The 18,186-nt window shown below is 62.4% G+C and carries 13 protein-coding genes; 7 read left to right on the forward strand and 6 right to left on the reverse strand.

Annotation, left to right across the window (positions count from 1 at the left end):
- On the reverse strand, positions 1-1,563 hold a 1,563-nt coding region (locus LLH00_12120), incomplete at its 3' end, for a DNA polymerase I (protein MCE5272012.1).
- A gap of 362 nt (positions 1,564-1,925) precedes the next feature.
- Here LLH00_12120 and LLH00_12125 point away from each other — a divergent pair.
- From LLH00_12125 to LLH00_12135, 3 genes are read left to right on the forward strand one after another with little or no spacing between them, the layout of a single operon-like run.
- Positions 1,926-2,918: a TonB C-terminal domain-containing protein gene (locus LLH00_12125; protein ID MCE5272013.1), complete on the forward strand. Its 993-nt coding sequence runs from the start codon at positions 1,926-1,928 to the stop codon at positions 2,916-2,918.
- A 46-nt stretch (positions 2,919-2,964) separates the two neighbouring features.
- Positions 2,965-3,615: a MotA/TolQ/ExbB proton channel family protein gene (locus tag LLH00_12130; protein ID MCE5272014.1), complete on the forward strand. Its 651-nt coding sequence runs from the start codon at positions 2,965-2,967 to the stop codon at positions 3,613-3,615.
- Positions 3,615-4,034, forward strand: coding sequence for a biopolymer transporter ExbD (locus tag LLH00_12135; protein ID MCE5272015.1), 420 nt, complete (start codon positions 3,615-3,617; stop codon positions 4,032-4,034). Before LLH00_12130 ends, LLH00_12135 begins: the two co-directional genes overlap by 1 nt.
- Positions 4,035-4,208: 174 nt before the next feature.
- Here the strand turns inward: LLH00_12135 and LLH00_12140 are convergent, their stop codons facing one another.
- Positions 4,209-4,679 (reverse strand): DinB family protein, encoded by a 471-nt coding sequence (locus LLH00_12140; protein ID MCE5272016.1) that lies wholly within the window; start codon positions 4,677-4,679, stop codon positions 4,209-4,211.
- Positions 4,680-4,915: 236 nt separating this feature from the next.
- The gene (gene nifJ / locus LLH00_12145; GenBank protein MCE5272017.1) at positions 4,916-8,518 is read right to left on the reverse strand and encodes a pyruvate:ferredoxin (flavodoxin) oxidoreductase; all 3,603 of its coding nucleotides are present in this window, start codon (positions 8,516-8,518) and stop codon (positions 4,916-4,918) included.
- Positions 8,519-9,297: 779 nt separating this feature from the next.
- Here nifJ and LLH00_12150 point away from each other — a divergent pair.
- From LLH00_12150 to LLH00_12165, 4 genes are all read left to right on the forward strand, one after another.
- The gene (locus LLH00_12150) at positions 9,298-9,873 is read left to right on the forward strand and encodes a hypothetical protein (protein ID MCE5272018.1); all 576 of its coding nucleotides are present in this window, start codon (positions 9,298-9,300) and stop codon (positions 9,871-9,873) included.
- Positions 9,874-10,061: 188 nt separating this feature from the next.
- A complete protein-coding gene (locus LLH00_12155; protein ID MCE5272019.1) occupies positions 10,062-10,955 on the forward strand; it encodes an SMP-30/gluconolactonase/LRE family protein in 894 nt (297 codons plus the stop codon).
- A 15-nt stretch (positions 10,956-10,970) separates the two neighbouring features.
- Positions 10,971-11,885: a class I SAM-dependent methyltransferase gene (locus LLH00_12160; GenBank protein MCE5272020.1), complete on the forward strand. Its 915-nt coding sequence runs from the start codon at positions 10,971-10,973 to the stop codon at positions 11,883-11,885.
- Between the two features lie 294 nt (positions 11,886-12,179).
- Positions 12,180-13,514, forward strand: a complete 1,335-nt coding sequence (locus LLH00_12165) for a B12-binding domain-containing radical SAM protein (GenBank protein ID MCE5272021.1) — start codon at positions 12,180-12,182, stop codon at positions 13,512-13,514.
- 103 nt (positions 13,515-13,617) lie between these two features.
- On the opposite strand, the gene LLH00_12170 is transcribed toward LLH00_12165, so the two are convergent.
- The 3 genes from LLH00_12170 to LLH00_12180 all read right to left on the reverse strand — a co-directional run.
- A complete protein-coding gene (locus tag LLH00_12170) occupies positions 13,618-14,229 on the reverse strand; it encodes a porin family protein (GenBank protein MCE5272022.1) in 612 nt (203 codons plus the stop codon).
- A gap of 91 nt (positions 14,230-14,320) precedes the next feature.
- Positions 14,321-15,319, reverse strand: a complete 999-nt coding sequence (locus tag LLH00_12175) for a nucleoside hydrolase (GenBank protein ID MCE5272023.1) — start codon at positions 15,317-15,319, stop codon at positions 14,321-14,323.
- Positions 15,320-15,343: 24 nt separating this feature from the next.
- Positions 15,344-18,186, reverse strand: a 2,843-nt coding sequence (locus LLH00_12180) for a PAS domain S-box protein (GenBank protein MCE5272024.1), incomplete at its 5' end; no start/stop codon positions are given.

An 18,186-nucleotide genomic window follows, 5' to 3' on the forward strand; every position in this document is an offset into this window, starting at 1 on the left:
GCGGGCCAGCACCGGGATCAGGGGCAGCTCGACCTTGCGGTACAGGTCGGGCAGCAGCCCGCCCTGGTCGTTCAGGCGTCGCTCCAGCTCCAGCGCGGCGGCCAGGGCCATGTCGGCGTCCTCGGCCGAGTAGGCGCAGGCTGCATCCACGGGCACCCGGTCGAACAGCACCTGCTCCTTGCCGCGGCCGGTCACCTCCTCGTAGCTGATCATTTTGTGATTGAACAGCCACAGCGCCAGCGAGTCGAGGCCGTGCGAACGTCGGCCAGGATCCAGCAGGTAGCTGGCCAGCATCGGGTCGCCCACGATGGCGCGCACCGCGATCCCGTAGCGCGAGAACACCAGCAGGTCGTACTTGATGTTCTGGCCGATGCAGCCAACACTCTCGCTCTCCAGAAGGGGTTTCAGCCGCGCCAGAACGGAGCCGCGGTCAAGGTTGGGGCCCTCGGCGTGGGCCACGGGGATATAATAGGCCACGCCCAGCTCCCAGGCCAGGGAGACTCCCACCAGATCGGCGCAGAGCGGGTCGAGGCTCGTGGTCTCGGTGTCCACGGCGAACACGCCCTTGGCCCGGATCGCCGTGATCAGGTCGTCCAGCGCATCGAGCGAAACCACCAGACGGTAGTCGTGCGCCGGGGCTGCGGCGGCTGACTCCGCGGGGGCGGCCTGTGGCCCGGCCTGGGCGTTGAACCCCAGGCCGAAGCGCTCGCGCAGCTTGAATATCTCGTGACGGCGGAACAGCTCATCCAGCACCGCGGCATCCGGCTCCTGCCGCTGCAGGGACTCAATCGTCACCGGCAGCACCAGGTCGGTGCGGATCGTGACCAGCTCGCGGGAAAGAAGGGCCTGGTCGCGGCCCTCTGTCAGCTTGTTGCGCACGCCCTCGGGCTTCACCTGGTCCAGGCGTTCGTAAAGGCTGTCCAGCGAGCCGAACTCCTGCAGGAGCTTTACCGCGGTCACCTTGCCGATCCCGCGCACCCCGGGCACGTTGTCCGAGCTGTCGCCCATCAGGGCGAGCAGGTCCACGGTCTGACCGGCAGTCACCCCCAGACGCTCGTGGGCGTTGGAGGTGTCGACCCACTCGGCATCCTCGCCCTGGCCGTGTGGGTTGTAGAGTTTCACCCCCGGGCCGATGAGCTGGTAGAAATCCTTATCCCCCGAGACTATCACCGCCTCCATCCCGGCCGCGGCGATCCGGCGGGCCAGTGTGCCGATCACGTCATCCGCCTCGAACCCCTCCAGCTCGCAGATCGGGATACGCAGGCCGCGCTCGATCAGCTCGCGCGCAGGCGCAATCTGGCTGCGCATGTCCTCGGGCATTTTTTCGCGCGTGGCCTTATATTGGCTGTACATCTGGTGGCGGAAAGTAGGCTTGCCGCTGTCGAACACGAAAGCCAGGTATTCGGGCGCGCATTTTTCGAGCAGGCGTCCAAGCTGGAGCAGAAGGCCGAACAGAGCGCTGGTGTCCTCGCCGCGCGAGTTGCGCAGCGGGTTGCGGATGAAGGCGAAATGCGCCCGGTACAGCATGGCGTAGGCGTCGAGAAGAAAAACTTGTTTGGACAAAGTTGTAACTCCTGTGGAACGTTTGGTGTCTATTCGTGGTATTTGAATGATGCCGGGTGCCGGGGGCGCAAGTCAAGTGTTTTCTGGTTCCGGTCCGGGGAGGCTGGGGTTGACGGCGGGAAAAACTTTCCAGGCAAGGGCTTGCCTTTCTCCACGTTCCTTGACTTGCCGCTGATGCAATAGTAAGTTTTTTCCTCATACAAGTTTGGCGCGAGCGGGTCGCGCGCCGCAAGACGGGTCTCTCCTCCGGCCGGGAGTCCCCTTGTCCCGCATTCCGGTGTGCAGACCCACCGGAGCAGAACAGGAAGTTGCTCGGCAGTGTAAAATTATCAGGAATTATCCAGTAATCAGCGGTCGGAGCGATGAGCACATACAGTTTCGGACATCCCAGGGGATCGGCGGTCTCGGATGAGATTAGCCTGACCAAGACCCTTATCCTCTCGATACTGCTGCACCTTCTGCTGCTGCTCACCCTCGGCCACGCGATCAAGGCGCTGGACGAGGCGATGGCCGAACAGGCCAAAGCCGAGGAGGAGCAGCAGCGGGATGTCACGTTTGTGTTCGTGGACACCCCCGAGGAAGCCAAGGAAAGCCCGGTCAAGCAGGTCTCGCCCTATTTCTCGGACAAGAACCTGGCCGCAGCCAACCAGTCCGCCCCGGACAAGCTGGCCCTCGGGCAGCCATATCAGGAGGGCCAGACCGAAGTCCCCAACATGTCCAACCCGCAGACCCAGCCTCCAGGTCAACCGCAACCGCAACAGCAGGCGCCACAGCAGCAGCAACCACCGCAACCGCAGCCGCCCCAGCCGGAGCAGCAGCACACTCGGCAGGACAACCAGCCCCAGCCGGTGGAGGGTGGCGACTCGAAGCAGTACGACGCCATGCGCGAGCTGGAGGCGTTGAGCAAACTCACGCCCCCCAGGAAAGAGCAGCAGTTCCTGCCGCCCAGCTCGCCCTCCGGGCCCAGCGGCGGCCCCTCCGAGCCCGAGGCGCCCCGTTACGACAACCGCGAAAGCCGGGCGCAGTACGGGGCCGGGTTCTCCTTGAGCACCTACAACTGGAACTGGGCGCCCTACCTGAAAGAGCTGAAAAAGAAGATCGAGAGCAATATCTACCCACCCCCGGCGTTCTACATGGGTCTGGCCCGCGGGCGAACTTTCCTGCGCTTCAAGATCATGCCCGACGGTACGATCAAGGATTTCGAGCTGATCGGCTACTCGGGCCACGAGTCGCTCAAGAACACGAGTGTCAAAGCCATTGAATCATCCCTGCCGTTCCTGCCGTTGCCCAGCGATTTCCCTGAGGAATACCTGGAGCTGCGGGTCGGCTTTTATTACAATGAAAACATTCACTGACCACACCGTTTGATTCCTCGGGACGGAAGCAGAATCGGGAGACAAGATGCTGGAACTGTTCAAGCAGGGCGGCATACTGATGTACCCGCTGGCGGTCTGTTCGATAGTGGCGCTGGCGATAATCCTGGAACGGACTTTCAATCTTCGGCGGACGAAGATAATCCGGCCCGAGATCATCAACGTGATCGAGAACATCAAGGGCCCCGAGGACCTGGGCCTGGCCTACTCGATCTGTGAGAAGAACCCCGGGCCGTTCTCGCAGCTCGTGCTCACCGCTCTGGAGATGAAAGACCTGCCCAAGGAGGAGATCAAGGAGGGCATCGCCGACAGCGGCCGCCAGCAAATGCACAAGCTGGAGCGCGGCCTGACGGTGCTCGAGACCATCGCCGCCATCGCCCCCCTGCTGGGTATCCTGGGCACGGTGCTGGGCATGATCCAGCTCTTCCGGAATATCGCCCAGTTCGGCATCGGACAGGCCACGGCCCTGGCCAGCGGTATCCAGGTGGCGCTGATCACCACCGCGGCGGGGCTTATGATCGCCATCCCGGCCATCGTGGGCTACAACTACTATTCCAACCGGGTGGACAGCTACGTGCTGGAGCTTGAATACTGGGCCAGCGCGCTGATGAACAAGCTCCTCAGCTTCCGTCAGCACAAGCCCCACAGCGCCGCCACCCTCAAACAGGCGGCCGAATAATGCGTTTCACCGAGAAAAAACGCCGCAAGGCCGGTGTGAACAGCGTGCCACTGATGGACCTGGTGTTCCTGCTGCTCATTTTCTTCGCCGTGACCGCTTCTTTCATGGACCAGCCGGCGATCAAGCTCGATCTGCCCGAGGCCAGCGCCGAGCCGCTCAAGCAGCTTCCCAAGGACATCATGACAGTCTATGTGAGCGCCGAGGGCGACCTGTATTTCGGCGACCGGCTGATCAAGCTGGAGGACCTGCCCGCTCTGCTCAAGGCCGGCCTGGCCGAGGGCCATCCCTCGCGGCTGACCATCAAGGCCGACCGCGAGGTGATCCACGGCAAGGTGATCGAGGTGATGGACACGGCGAGGCAGAGTGGGATCGAGGTGGTCACTGTGGGCACGCAGAAAAAAGCGGCCGCGGGTAAGTGAGGCGGGGCTTGGACCGGAAATCATCCGTTTGGTAAAACGCAGGGGAGGGTTTAAAACCCTCCCCTATATCATTCTTTCGCATTTCAGTCGCAGAATCGTCCGTTCAAATCGAGGAGGACGACCCGGATGGGTCTGTCCCCCTTTCCTGTTTTCCTGCATCTCGCCCCTAAGCCCTCACTCCAGGCCTACACGCGCAAAGGAAAGGTAGTTGGGCAACGGCGCGTTCAGGCCATGCTTTCTCATCTCCAGGGTGATCTGCCCCCGGTGGTGGGCGGAACTCACGATAAGCTGCACCAGAATGTCGCGCACCACCACGCTGGCGGTCAGGCCGTTGAGCGAGCGGTAGTTCACGCTCTGGCCCAGGCGCTCCGGCGCCAGGCTCTCCAGGAACCCCTCCCAGGCCCCGGCGGCGCGGTCTTGCAGGTCGCGGCAGCCGGCGCGGTCCACGCTGGGCCACCATTTCTCGCGCACCTCGCTGTCCCCGGCCAGGCGCGCCAGCCAGATGAGCTGGCTTTCCAATATGTGACCGAACAGCTTGAATGTGTGCTGCTCACCCTCCGGCAGGCCGTTCATCGCCTCCAGGAGCTGCTCGCTGCACTGGGTCTCGAAGCGGATGAGGCGGGTGAACAGACGGGTCTCATCCATAGGCCCCCCTCGGCTTCGCGCTGACAAATCGGCATTTCTCACCCCCTGATGTCTGGACTTGGCTCCCCGTTGATCGAGGTTGCCCCCTGCGTTCGCTACAATCCTTCCCTAAGCCTGCATTCACAGGGCCGGGACAAGTAAAAAGGCCGGGGACGCCTTATACGCTGGAATCCCCGGCCTTGCGTTCACCCGTTCAGGGTGTCAAGCCGCCGTAAAACTTGAGCGATGGAAGTGGCTCATTCGGCAGCTTTGGCCTCCCCGGCGGCCGGCTCGGACCAGTCCAGCCCGGCGAGCTGCTTGTAGTGACGGTAACGGCCCTTGGCCAGCTTGTCGGCCAGGGCCAGCAGGCTCGCCGCCCGCGCGGGCTGCTCGGTCAGCAGCGAGCGGTAGCGGTTCTCGTTCTTGGCGTACTCCTCCACGCTGATCGTCGGCTCCTTGCTGTCGATCTGCAGGGGGTTCTTGCCCTGGGCCGCCAGACGCGGGTCGTAGCGGTAGAGGATCCAGTGGCCGCTGGCCACTGCGTTCTTCGACTCGTCCATACCCTTCGACATCGTGATGCCGTGGGCGATGCAGTGCGAGTAGGCGACGATGATCGACGGACCGTCATAGCTCTCGGCCTCCATGAAGGCCTTGACTGTCTGGGCCATGTTGGCGCCGAACGCGATGGCGGCCACGTAGACATTGCCGTAGCTCATGGCCATCATGCCCAGGTCTTTCTTGCCCAGGGGCTTGCCCGCGGCGGCGAACTTGGCCACCGCTCCGATGGGTGTAGACTTGGACATCTGGCCGCCGGTGTTCGAATAGACCTCGGTGTCCAGGACCAGGACGTTGATGTTGCGGCCGGAGGCGATCACGTGATCCAGGCCGCCGTAGCCGATGTCATACGCCCAGCCGTCGCCGCCCAGGGCCCAGACCGATTTCTTTACCAGGTAGTCGGCCACGGGCAACAGGCGCTTGGCCTCGGTCGAGGCGTTGCCGGCCAGGGCCTTCTTCAACGCTGCCACACGCTCACGCTGCTCCTCGACGCCTTTCTGCTCGCTCTGGTCGGCGTTCAGGATGCTCTCGGCCAGCGCCTTGTCGAAGCCCTGGTCGCTCAGCTTGGCCAGCAGCTCACGGGCGAACTCGGCCTGCTTGTCGGCGGTCAGGCGCATGCCGAAAGCGAACTCGGCGTTGTCCTCGAACAGCGAGTTGGACCAGGCCGGACCGCGCCCATCCGCCCGCTTGGTGTACGGGGTGGTGGGCAGGTTGCCGCCGTAGATCGAAGAGCAGCCGGTGGCGTTGCCAACCAGCAGACGGTCACCGAAGAGCTGGGTGAGCAGCTTCACGTACGGGGTCTCGCCGCAACCGGCGCAGGCGCCCGAAAATTCGAACAGCGGCTGCGAGAACTGGCTGCCCTTGACTGAGCCGAGGCTGTAGAGCGCCGGGTCGGTGTTGGGCAGGCCGAGGAAGAACTCCCAATTCTTGACTTCCTGCTCGCGCAACGGGACCTGCGGCTCCATGTTGATTGCGCGGCGGCCGGTCTGCTCTCCGGCGGCGTTCTTCTCGCGGCCCGGGCAGGCCTCCACGCACAGGCCGCAGCCGGTGCAGTCCTCGGGGGCCACCTGCACGGTGAACTTCATACCGGCGAAATTCTTGGTCTTGGCCTCGGCGCTCTTGAAAGCGGCAGGGGCCTTATCGAGCTGCTTGGGATCGTAGGCCTTGATCCGGATGCTGGCATGCGGGCAGACGAACGAGCACTGGCCGCACTGGATACAGACCTCGGGCGCCCAGACCGGGATGTCCACGGCGATGTTGCGTTTCTCGAACTGCGTGGTGCCGGTCATGAACGTCCCGTCATCCGGCATGGCGCTCACCGGGAGCTGCTCGCCCTTGCCCTCGATGATCCGCGCGGTCACGTTCTGCACGAACTCCGGGGCGCTGGCCGGCACGGCCGGGTGCATGTGGATCGAACTGTTGGGCTTGGCCGGAATTTTCACCTCGAACAGGTTGTTCAGGCCGGCATCCACCGCGGCGTTGTTCATGTTGACCACGCGCTCGCCCTTTTTGCCATAGCTCTTCAGGATGTACTTCTTGATCTGCTCGACCGCTTTTTCCACCGGCAGGATCTTGCTGATGCCGAAGAAAGCAACCTGCATGATCGTGTTGATGCGGCCGCCCAGGCCCAGCTCGGTGGCCAGCCTGATCCCGTCGATCACGTAGAACTTGATCTGCTTGTCGATGATCTGCTTCTGCACCTCGAACGGTATCTTGTCCCAGACTTCATCCTTGTCGTACGCGCTGTTGAGCAGGAAATAGCCGCCCTGGATGACGTTGGAAAGCATGTCGTATTTTTCGAGGAACGAGAAGTTGTGGCAGGCCACGAAATTGGCCTTCTCCAGCAGGTAGGTGCTGCGAATGGGATCGGGGCCGAAACGCAGGTGGCTTACAGTCACCGCGCCGGCCTTTTTCGAATCGTATACGAAATAGCCCTGGGCGTAGTTATCGGTGTTGTTGCCGATAATCATGATCGAGTTCTTGTTGGCGCTCACCGTACCGTCCGAGCCCAATCCGTAGAACATGGCCCGGTAGACGCCCTGGTTGTCGACGCTGAAAGAGCGGTCGTAGTCCAGGCTGGAGCCGGCCACATCGTCCACGATTCCGATCGTGAAATGGTTCTTCGGCTTGGCCTGGGTCAGGTTGTCCAGCACGCCCTTGGCCATGGCGGCGTTGAACTCGGCCGAGCCGAGGCCGTAGCGGCCGCCCACGATCACCGGGTAATGCTGGAACTTGACCAGACCCTCGCTCATCATCTCGCCCACCGCGGTGCGGATATCACCGTAGAGCGGCTCGCCCTGGGAACCCGGCTCCTTGGTGCGGTCGAGCACGGCGATTTTCTTGACCGTGGCGGGAAGGGCGGCGGCCAGGCTTTTCATGCAGAACGGACGGTAGAGGCGGACTTTGATCAGCCCGACCTTTTCGCCCTTGGCGGCCTGGTGCTCCACCACCTCGTGCATGGCCTCGGCGCCCGAGCCCATGATCACCACGATATTCTCGGCCTGCGGGTGTCCGACATAGTCGAACAGCTTGTAGGCGCGGCCGGTGACCTTGGCGAATTTGTCCATCTCGCCCTGCATGATCGCCGGGGCGGCGGCGTAATACTTGTTGACCGTCTCGCGGCCCTGGAAGAACACGTCCGGGTTCTGCGAGCTGCCCTTGAGGGTCGGGCGGTCGGGAGAGAGGGAGCGGGCGCGGTGGGCGGCGATCAGATCGTCATCCATCACCTGGGCCATCTCGTCCTTGGACAGCTCGACTATTTTCTGCACCTCGTGCGAGGTCCGGAACCCGTCGAAGAAATGCACATACGGGATGCGCGAGCGCAAGGCCGCAGCCTGGGCGATCAACGCGAAATCCTGGGCCTCCTGCACGTTGTTCGAGCAGAGCAGGCCGAAACCGGTGGAGCGGGTGGCCATAACATCGCTGTGGTCGCCGAAGATCGACAGCGCCTGGCAGGCCACGGCGCGGGCCGACACGTGGAAGACCGTCGGGGTCAGCTCACCCGCGATCTTGAACATGTTGGGGATCATCAGCAGAAGGCCCTGGCTGGCCGTGAACGTGGTGGTCAGGCTGCCGGTGCTCAGGGCGCCGTGGACCGCGCCGGAGGCGCCACCCTCGGACTGCATCTCGCTGACAGAGGGCACGGTGCCCCAGATGTTCTTCTCGCCGGCGGCGCTCTTGGCGTCGGCGATCTCACCCATCACCGAGCTGGGGGTGATCGGGTAGATGGCGATCACCTCGTTGGTGGCGTGGGCTACATTGGCCACCCCGGTGTTCCCGTCGATGGTTACCATTTTCTTGCTCATCTTGAATGCTCCTGTTCCCTTATTGGCATCAGATACCCAGCTTATGCATTCAAACCAGGCAGTTGCGGAAGACTGAATCGCATTTGTTAAACGTTTTTGGAAAAATTAGTTTCAGGTCGTGAAGGAATAAACGGTACAAACCCTCCCCCGTGTCCGCTTGAAAAGCGCGCCACTACCCTATAATTGTCCAGGTTACCCGAAGGATCGAGAAATCGTGAGGGACTAAGCAGGTCATTATAACAGTTTCCGGCCTTAGAATGATACAATTTAATCAGTTAACCCCTGTTGTCAAGTAGAATCATCTTGCTGTCCCCCAGGCGGATAGCCCCTCCGTTGCGACTCACTGCGCCTCCCTGCCCCGCAGGACATGCGACCCGCCTCCAAAGCCTCCCTCCGTGTGACAGCGGGTGTTTTTCCGGATTTGAGAAAAGCGCCAGGAATAATAGAACATATTGTCAAAACGCAAATTAACGACTATCACCCGGCTCGCCGGGGACAAAAATGCGAGCGTTACCTTTGGGTTGAATGAAAATCCGTACGGCGCTTTTTCCCTCAGCGATGGAGACAACTGTCGGGGACCCTGTCGATGCCGCCCGCACAATGACGGGACAGGTCCCCGGCGAGCGGAAGACCCGGCGCAGGCGCCCGGGCAAGCCACGGCGCCCGGCCGGAAACCGAACCATAAACGCGCATCCCCGCCGACGGCGAAAGGAGGTATCTGAACCGTCCATTTTATTTGCTCTCTCTTAAGTTTGTAACTTAATTCGAGGAGGTGCAACATGCTTCGCCACAGCCTGATCCTATTCCTGACACTTTGCCTGACCGCTCCCGCCCTCAGTGCCGCGGAGCACAACACCGGCCTGGCCGTCGACAACCCCGCCGCAGCCGGTCAGCTCAATCCTTTCCGCGTGCGACTGGCGCTCCGGGACACGCGGGTGATCCGGCTTCAGCCTCAGCTCGCCCCGGTGCTGCTGCTCGAGTACCGCTGCGACCGCGGGGCCGGGGTCTCGGCCCTGCTCCAGAAAATCGAGCTTGGAACCGGCCGGGTCGAGGACCAGTGCCGCATTTACTCCGCCGAGCATCCCGCGGAGAAGAAAAACTCCGAGCGCTACTTAGCTTACGGCATGGGAAGCCAGCCCGGGTTCAGCGAAAGCGGCCTCTACTCGATCCTGCTGCAGGCGCGGCGCCGGGACGGCCGGGGCGAAAACCTGTTCGTGGCTTTTTACTGGGACTCCGGCCTGCGCTCGATCGAGGTCGTGACCAGCGGCCGGGTGAGCGAGGCGGAGCTGGCCCGCATCAACGCCGCTGCCGGCGACATCGACTACACATCAGCGGAGCCGGTCCACGGGCGTTGAGGTACATTATCTTCAAACGTTAAAGGTTGGTCCCTCCGGGCGCGGCTTTTTCATCAGCCGCGCCCGGAGTTTTTCATCCGCGCAGCCGCCGTTCCGGTTGATGCCCCGGGCCGGGGGGCTTATATTCGTAGGGAACGAACCCCAGAGGAGCACACCAGTCCAGCCACACTCGACCCGGAGCAGCCAGGATGAAAAGACCCTTCTACCTTTTAGCAGCCCTCTGCGCTCTGCTTCTTTCCGCTTCCCTGCTCCCGGCCCAGGATTCCTGCCGGGTGGGCAAGTTCGAGGTGCTGGCCGGAGGGTTCAAGTTCCCGGAGGGCCCGGCGTTCGACAGCCAGGGCAACCTGTACGTGGTGGACTACAAGCGGGTTGGGGACATCGGGGTGATCCGGCCGGACGGCACGGCCGAGGTCTGGACGGACCTGGGGGCGAGCGAGGCCAACGGCATGGCGTTCTCGCCGGACGGCCGCCTGTTGTGCTGCGATGACGCCCGGCGGCGGATCATCGCCGTGGACCTTAAAACGAAAAAAGTCACTCCGGTGGTGGAGGCGTTCGGAGATTCGCTCCACCGCCCCAACGACATCGCTCTGGCCCCCAACGGCGACATCTATTTCACGAATCCTAACCGCAAGGACGAGTCGGTGGGCGGCGACGTGTTCTGCTACAGCCAGTCGCAGAAGAAGCTCTACCACCTTCTGGACAGCCTGCCCTATCCCAACGGCCTGACCGTGAACCCCGAACGCACCGAGCTGTTCGTGGCCCTGACCGTGGGGCACAAGGTCATCCGCTGCCCGCTCACGGACGACGGGCACAAGGCCGGGCCGGTGAGCGATATTTTCAGCCTGACCGGAGGAGCCGGGCCGGACGGGGTCGAGTTGGACGAGCACGGTAACATTTACGTGGCGCACTACGGCATGTCGAAGGTGTACTACATCACCCGGGAGGGCAGGCTGCTGGGCTGTGTCACCGGCCTGGGCACGGATGTGACCAACGTGCAGGTGCGGGGGGAGTGGCTCTACGTGACCGAGGCGCAGCGCGGCCAGGTGCTGCGGATAAAGCGGAGCGAGTTCTCGGTGGAGTGAAGCCGGTCGCGGGCCGTGCAAGCCTTCAGCCTGATTTCTGGGAAAACCATGTACAGTGACGATTATCAAGACGAAAAGCGCCTGTTCGAAATCCTCGGGCAGATAAACAAGCGCCCGGAACCGTTCGAATTCTATACCGCACGCGAACTCTGGACGGATGAACATATATCGAAACATATGCTTTCCTTTCATCTGGACCCGGATATAAATGCAGCCTCCCGCCGAACGGCCTTCATCGACCGTTCGGCGGCCTGGATCACGGACCGGTTCCATCTCGGGCCGGGCGTGAAAGTCGCCGATTTCGGCTGCGGGCCCGGTTTGTACGTATCACGGTTGGCTGCTGTGAAGGCTGAGATAACGGGGATAGATTTTTCGGAAAACTCGCTGCGGTACTCCCGTGAAACTGCGTCGGAATCCGGCTTGAAAGTGAATTACGTCAATGCCAGCTACCTGGATTACGACACGGATGAGCGGTTCGATCTCATCCTGATGATCATGTGTGATTTCTGCGCCTTGAGTCCGGCCCAGAGGCAACGCATGCTGACCCGGTTCAGCCGGTTCCTGCGTCCGGATGGAGCGGTTCTGCTGGATGCCTATTCCCTGAAAGCCTTCGACCTGCGGAAAGAAACCTCGGCCTTCGAGAAGAACCTCATGAACGGCTTCTGGGCGCAGAACGATTATTACGGATTTCTGAATGTCTTCAGGTATGAGACTGAAAAAGTGGTGCTCGACAAATATACCATCGTCGAAGCGGCGCATACGCGGACAGTGTACAACTGGCTTCAGTATTTCAGCCCGGACTCGATCGCCCGGGAGTTCACGCTGAACGGGTTCAGGATCGAGAGCTTCTACTCCGACGTGGCCGGTGGGCATCTGGATCCAGATGGCGGCGAGTTTGCCGTGGTTGCACGAAAAGATTGTCAGATCTGAAAGCACCGGGAACCGGTGACATCGAAGCAGGATCACGGGTGACGCCGTGGTCCTGCTTTTTTCCCTTCATTTTGTGCAGTAATCAGTTTTGATCTGTCTCCGTTCATTGTGGCAGGATCGGCAAAACGACAAAAAATTTTATCGACAGAACCTAAACGATTGAGTATATAGTAAGTGTTCGATTGGTTAATTCATGCTCGATCGGCGATCCTATCCCCCCACTGCTGAACTCGTCCCTATGACGGAGTTCAATGCCAAAAAGAGGCCATTATCGGCCGCCTGAAAATTGCACTGGTGGAGGCCGCCTCCACCGCGACACATGTCTACAGCCGGACCTACATTCCGCGGGTCGGGATAGCGACGCTCGGCGCCATCCTGAAGCAACGAGGGTACGAGTGCGCGCTCTGGTACCAGGCCATGTCTCCTGTCGGGGTCGAGCAGCTTCTGGATTACGACCTGGTGGGGATCGGCTCGCTCTCCAGCACCATAAACGAGGCCTACCGTCTGGCGGATGAGCTGAGAGAGCGCGGCAAACTGGTGGTCATGGGTGGGACGCATGTCTCGTTCATGCCGGAAGAAGCCCTCGAGCACTGCGATTACGTGGCCATAGGCGAGGGGGATGACAGTTTCCCGGCCCTGGTCGAGGCCCTCTCCAACGGGGATTCCCTGGAATCGATCCCAGGACTGGCTTTCAAGAAACCCGGCGGCGGGGTCCATTACGGCGGCCCGGCCGCGCCGGTGGATTTCGCCGCTCTGCCCTCACCCGATTTCAGCCTTTCGCCGCAGATCGATCCCGGCCACATTCCGCCGATAATAGCCACCTCCCGCGGCTGCCCGCACGATTGCACTTTCTGCAGCGTGACCACCACATTCGGTCGGCGCTACCGTTTCAAGGACATCGAACAGGTCATCGCCGAGTTGCGTCCTATCGTGCAGCACAGTATCTGCTTCGGGGACGACAATTTCTGCGCCAGCCCGCAGCACACCAAGACCCTGCTCCGCCGGATGCTGGAATGCGAGGCCGTGCCACTGCGTTGGGCGGGCGAGATGTGCGTGGGAGCGGCCCGGGACAATGAGCTGCTGGACCTGATGCAGGCCACGCGCTGCCGTATGATGTACGTGGGCATCGAATCGGTGGACGACGGTACGCTGAAAGCCTACGGCAAGGCGCACGACCTGGAGGGTGTGGCGCGCTGTGTCGAGAGGCTCCACGCCCACGACATCGGAATCCACGGCATGTTCGTGGTCGGGCTGGAGGACAGTCTGGACACGGCGCGCCGGATTGTGGACTATGCCCGGCAGATCGACCTGGACACGATCCAGATCATGTCGCTGACTCCGTTCCCGGGCACGCGCTCCTACGAGCAGTACGCGGAGCGCCTTCTGCACCGCGACTGGGCCTATTACGACGGTATGCACGTGGTGGCGCGGCCGTTTGGTTGTTCCGCCCGCGAAATGCAGCTTTCAATAATCCGGCAGATGCAGCGTTTTTACGGCCTGCGGGGCCTGCTCGGGGCCTGGACACGGGGACGCACCTGGCGCCTCAAGTACCGGGCCGGGGGATATGTGCTGTCCCGCCGCTGGGAGCGCGAAAACAAGGCCTATCTGGAACGGCTGGAAAAGGCCTGAACCGCAACACCCACGGCGATTTGCTCGGAGACAAACAAGGGGCACGCGATGCGTGCCCCTTTCAGTTTCCGGCTGAATTTCCGCCACAACAGACCATCGGCTTTCAGTAAAGAAACCTCAGCCCCAGGCGCGGCTCCAGGGCCTGGGTGCTGTTCTCGTCGCCGAGTTGGCTGTCCATCAGCAACCAGTAGCGGACCCGGGCGGTCAGGGCCAGGTGACGGTTCATCCGACCCTCGACCCCTGCGCTCAGAAAGACCAGCAAATCGTTCGAGTTGCTGTCCAGTTCGGGCCAGTAGCCAGCGCTCCAGAGCTTGACGTGCATCTTGGAGCGGCCCAGACCGGCCCCCAGTTGGAAAGTGCCGACCAGCCGGCTCTGAGTCGAGGTGTTGAACTGGATGGCCGGGGCGATGACCAGCAGGCTCAGCGAGACGTCATCCAGCGAGTAATTCCCGCTATCAAGTCCGCCATAGGCGCCCTTGTCGAATTTCATCCGGATGTAACCGAGCGACAGCGGGACCAGGCTCCAACGTTCGTTAAGACGGTAATAAAGCTCAGTCGTAACACCGACTCCGGTGGCCATTATTCTCTTCGTGTTTTCCGGCCCTGTGATGAAGGTCGGGGCGGCATCCAGAAGCAGGGAAAGTTTCGGCTCCTGAGCCTTCAGCGAGCCGGCGAGCAGGAGCAGAGCCAGAGTTACGGACACGAACGTTTTCATGAGCAGCCTCTCTGAAATGTGGACGACGACAAAACAGATAAAAAAACAGCCGGCACGAATGTCGGCTGTTTAATATATTATGTCAAGTTTTTTAGCGCCTGTCTGTCAGTGTTTCAATTAAAATCGAACGGAGCCGTGCGCCCACCCCTGGTTCCAGGCTGTTGCCGAACAGGATCGCGCCCGCCGGGTCCGCCTGGACCCGGAAACCGGGCAGGCCGCCGGCCGGGCCGAGCTCAAGGAAAAGGCTGCCGCGCTCGACCGGGACCAGGCCCATGAGGTAGGCGAACACGTTCAGGTCCGACACGTGGGGCAGCGGAGTTGAGTCTTTCTTGTTCCGGTGCCAGTAATCGATAGCATTGCACAGAAGCTCCGTGGCGGGCAACCCGGCCGCGCGCAGGCGCTCCACGTCCTCTGCCCGCGGGCTGGCCGGGCCGCTGGTGCTCTCGGACAGCAGCACCCAGCGCAGGCCCGAGCGCTCCAGCAGAAGCGGGGCAAGTGGATCATAGCGCAGGTTCCAGCCGATCGCCTGTTCGGCCCCGGGCGGGAAATACCCGCCGTTGGTCACCACCTGTTTCAGCTTGCGGGCCGCCTCGGGATAGTTGAGCAGAAGCCGTCCCACGTTGGTCATCGAGCCGATAGTGACCAGAGTCACCTCGCCCGGCCAGCGCTCGGCGATCTGCGCAATCAGAGCGTCCGCCTTGAGCGGGCTGGGAGCGGGAAGACCGGCCTCGTCCGGGGCCACCTCGCCGTAGCGCACCCCGCCGGAGAACCCCGTGTACAGGGTGTCGGGCCAGGGCAGAGCGCGGGCATAGCCCTCGGCCACCGGGATCCCGGGCTGTCCGAACGCCTGGGTCACCCGTCGCGCCACCCTGCTTCTCGCCGCGGTGTTACCGTCCACCGTGGTCACGGCCAGCACATCGAAACGCGGCGAGGCCACGGCGAACGCGGTCACCAGAATGTCGTCGATATCCTCGGCGATGTCGGTGTCGATTATCACCTTGACCGGGCTGTCGACCGCGGCCGTGGCGGCATGGCCTGTCTGCGCCACGGCGAGCAGGCAAAGCAGCGGAAGCAGGAGGAGACGGTTCATTTCATTCTCGTTTTGGGGTGGGAATCAGTCTTTGCAACCCTTGGCGCTGCCGCTGCCTCCGGGCCTTCTCTTTCGCATGACTGTCGAGACCACCTCCAGCAGTTCCTCGACCCGGTAGGGTTTGGGGATGATCCCGCTGAATCCGTAATGGCGGAAATCGGCCAGGACCTGATCGTTGGAGTAGCCGCTGGAGACCACGGCCCGCACCTCCGGGTCGAGACGGCGGATGCGGGAAAGGGTCTCCTTGCCCCCCATCCCGCCCGGGATGGTCAGGTCCATGATGACCAGGTCGAACCGCCGGCCGGCCTTGAACTCCAGCTCGTACATCTCAAGCGCCTCCAGGCCGCTGCCCGCGGTGCGCACGCGGTGCCCGCTGTTGGTCAGGGCGCGGGCCAGGCTGTCACGGTACAACGGCTCGTCGTCCATCACCAGGATCGAGCCGGTGACCGGCTTTGTGCCCCTGCCTTTCCTGCCGCCCCGTGACTGGAGCGCCGGGTGCAGGTCGGCTGCAGGCAGGTAGAAAATGAACTCCGCGCCCCGGCCAGACTCGCTCACGACCGAGATGTGGCCGTTGTGACGCTTGATGATCGAGTAGCTGGTGGCCAGCCCCAGCCCGCTGCCGTGGGCCTTGCTCGTGAAATAGGGGTCGAAGATATGGGGCATTGTCTCGGGCGTGATACCGCGGCCGTGATCTCTCACGCTCACGCGGATGTACCTTCCCGCCGCCAGCGAGGCCACCTCCCCCTTTGCCAGGGTCACGTTGCGGGTCATGACACGCACCACGCCGCCGGCCGGCATGGCCTGGATGGCATTGAGCACCAGGTTGTGCAGCACCTGGCTGATCTGCCCGCTGTCTATGTCGGCGTCCCACGGCTCCGGGTCAAAATCCAGCTCGGAGCGCACGTTCGAGCCGCGCAGCGCGAAACGTGTCGTGTTGCGGATCAGGTCGTTGACACAGGTGGGTTTGCGGATCGGCGCCCCGCCCTTGGAGAAAGTGAGCAGCTGCTGGGTCAGGTCTCTGGCGCGCAGGGCCGCCTCCTCGATGTCGTGGATCAGGTCGAGCACCTCGCCGTTGCCGGCCAGGGAGCGGCGCGCCATGGAGATGTTGATCATCACCGCGCCCAGCAGGTTGTTGAAATCGTGGGCGATCCCGCCGGCCAGCACACCCAGGGAAAACAGCTTTTCGGACTTGATCCTCTCCTGTTCCATCTGCCGCAGCTCGGTGATATCCCGTCCCACGGCCTGGAACTCGACCAGACGGCCCTCGCGGTTGAAAATCGCCCGGTTGGTCCACTGCTGCCAGCGCACACAACCGTTGGACAGGACAGAGCGGTTCTCGATGTTCAGCACGGGGTTATCCGGAGTAAGGGCCAGCAGGTTTTGCTGCACTCTGTCGCGGTCCTCCTCCGTGATGAAATGGAACATGTTATGACCGAGCATTTTCTCGGCTTCAATCCCGTAATAACGGGTGGTGGCCTCGTTCAGGAAAGTGAGCGTCCCATCCGGCAGGAACCGGCCGATCAGCTCGGTCTGGTCCTCCACCACGGCCCGGAAGCGGGCTTCGCTTTCGCGCAGGGCCTGTTCGGCCCGGATCCTGGCGATCACCCCGCCGATCTGGACCGCCACCGCTTCCAGGGCGCTCCTGACCACCGGGGTGAACTCGTCCCGCTGACGGGAGGCGACATTGATGCAGGCAATGAGCGCCCCCTCGTGCAGCACCGGGAGCGAGCAGAGCGCCCGCAGGCTGTTATCCGGAGAATATTCGCTCCGGCCGGTCTGGCGCAGCATTTCACGGTAATGGATGTAAACCGGCCGGCCCTGCATGATAAGGCCCGCCTGGAACGATTCCGGCCCCAGGCGGCCGACAAGGCTCAGAAAATCCTCGGAAAGCCCGCGGCTGCAGACCAGGTCCAGCCCTTTCTCCGCGTTGACCAGGTACACCCCGCCGCAATCGGTCCCCGAAACCCTCAGCGCAGCCTCCAGGCAGAGTTCGAGCGCGTCACCGACCTCTGTCACCTCCCCCAGGCGGGTGCTCAGGTCGCGCTGGGCTGTCAATTGGTCCTCGGCCGCCCGGCGGCTGGTTACATCCTCGAAAAGGATGCGATGCAGGTTGCGGCCGGGCTTGTCGTCCCAGGCCAGATGCAGCTTGAAAACTCTTTGGTCCCCGACCTTGGTGTTCAGCCGGGTCTCGATGTCGAAAGGCATGCGGTGATTTTTCAGGTCCAGACGGGATGGGCGGGTGTAGATTTCAATGTCGTAAAAAATCGCCGCCCCGGAAAAAGTGAACAGTCCGATGTAGCCGGGGACCCGGCAGAGAGGATCATGGTCGATGTAATCGACCGTGCCCAGGGCCTGGCCCAGGCTCAGGTTGTACAGAGTGCGGTGGATCAGCCCGCCGGCGTGGAACACCTCGATCCGGTAGTCGGTGGAGGGGGCGAGCCGCTCGGGCAGTGAAATGACCTTGCAGAGGCGACGAGCTATCCGGGCCTCCTGGTTGTAGTTCGAGCCGGTGCAGACCGTATAGCCCCGGTGGTCGGGGTTCTGCTCGTGCTCCAGGGAGCCGTTCAGCACGCAGGACATGTCGCGTATGAGAGTCGGATCATCCGGGGTCCGTACGCTGTAGACCAGCTTGAGGTCTTCCTCTGGATTGAACTGCCAGCCCGAAAACATCAGGTAGCAGTCAAGATCATCCTCTGCGTGCGGACTGTGCACTATCTCCATCCGGCCGTCCCGTGAGCGGATGCTCCATTTGTCGGTCCGGCAGAGGCTGGACACGCGCCAGTCCACGCCGACGATTTCCTCGCTTTGCGGTCCGCTGTAGAACAGCGACCAGTCCTTCTCCAGCTCGTGTGGCTTGTTGCGCAGGG

It is taken from the genome of bacterium, from assembly GCA_021372515.1.
Lineage (GTDB): Bacteria > Gemmatimonadota > Glassbacteria > GWA2-58-10 > GWA2-58-10 > JAJFUG01.